This window comes from Vibrio sp. Vb0667 (assembly GCF_033391095.1).
The window spans coordinates 1-1304 of the sequence record NZ_JAWPOL010000207.1 but is presented as its reverse complement, the minus strand read 5'-3'; the positions used below and the strand labels follow the sequence as shown (position 1 = coordinate 1304).

The window sequence follows — 1304 nt, the reverse complement described above, 5'->3', positions numbered from 1 at the left end:
CGAGAGATTAAGAGAGAACAAACCCAACACCAACGCCATAAAGAATATGGACGCGAGTTGAGTCGCTTTAGTAATGTGATTCATAGTGATTCCTAATTAATAACAAGTGTAGAAAATGGCTGGCGTTTTCGGCCAGAATCACTTGTCATTCTCGGAACACACAAAAGGTAAGATGAATTCGATGTTTGTCGTAGATGGGCTCAGTCCATTGCCTCGCGTTAACAAAGGCACTGCATCGCCAAACTGCGGCTAAAACAATGCCAATGAACAAAACGACAATGAAGGCTTCGAGCTGATGCTGGGTAAACTGAATCAACTTTTCAGACAGTTCACACTTACTCGGCTCTTTGACTTTATCAGCTTTCACAACATGAGCATCATCGCTAGATAAAGCAGAAACCAAGGTTTGGTCATCACTCATCGAGCATGCCGAAACCAAACCAGAATTTTGCATCAGACACACGACGATGACCCAGCCAATCATTGCTAGCAGCCATTTCGCGCGCTTTTGAGGCGTGCCTTGTCGTGAAATCAATAAGCTCATAAAAAGTCAGATAAAGATGGAAACGCAGAAAATAATACGCAAGTTGTCGTAAAGCTCAAGTCGTTCGACCTTGCTTGCCGATATGATTGGTAAATAATTGTGATAACCTTAAACCCATCGCTTTTTGCAACACGCTCATTATGCTCAATAAAGTTAATCTCGCCGACATTCGCTCGTTTGTTTTGATCGCCCAACTTGGCAACTTCACCAAAGCGGCGGAAGCTCTGTCCGTTTCTCGATCTCACGTTTCTCGCCAGATCAGCGGACTTGAAGCGCAAATGGGCGTAACACTACTCAACCGAACCACACGCACGCTGCGTTTGACTCATGCCGGCGAGCGCTTTTATCACGACTGTGAAAAAGCTTTGCGAGACATCGACCAAGCGTTGATTGCCGCCGTCGATGATACTCAAGAGATTCGCGGCGTGATTCGAGTGAACTGTGTGGGTGGCTACATCGGCGAAGACATCATCGCCAAATACGTGTGTGAGTTTATGCAACAGTACCCGAACGTCAGCATTGATTTGGACTTTTCTTCGCCTCGTATTGACTTGATTGAAGATCAGTTTGATGTCGCATTTCGCATGGGGGAATTGGATGATGCAGGGTTTGTCGCGCGCAAGCTGATGACGGTTGACATGGTGACGATCGCAAGCCCGAGCTATGTGCAGCAATATGGCATGCCAAAACACCCAAAAGAGCTGGCCGAACATCGAACTCTGACTGGTTCGGTTACGCGTTGGAGCTATCGTAAAGCAGA

The 1304-nt window shown here is 46.5% G+C and carries 2 protein-coding genes; one reads left to right on the top strand and one right to left on the bottom strand.

Features of this window, described 5'->3' with window-relative positions; genetic code table 11:
• Window positions 1–145 precede the first annotated feature (145 nt).
• On the bottom strand, window positions 146–544 hold the full coding sequence (locus R8269_RS24665) for a hypothetical protein (RefSeq protein WP_005494637.1): 399 nt from the start codon (window positions 542–544) through the stop codon (window positions 146–148).
• A gap of 140 nt (window positions 545–684) precedes the next feature.
• Here R8269_RS24665 and R8269_RS24660 point away from each other — a divergent pair.
• Window positions 685–1304: LysR family transcriptional regulator (locus tag R8269_RS24660; protein WP_318222836.1), on the top strand; the 620-nt coding region annotated here is incomplete at its 3' end.

Bases quoted from the DNA above. Each gene is read 5' to 3' on its own strand.
- R8269_RS24665 (WP_005494637.1), bottom strand. From the start codon at position 544: ATGAGCTTATTGATTTCACGACAAGGCACGCCTCAAAAGCGCGCGAAA.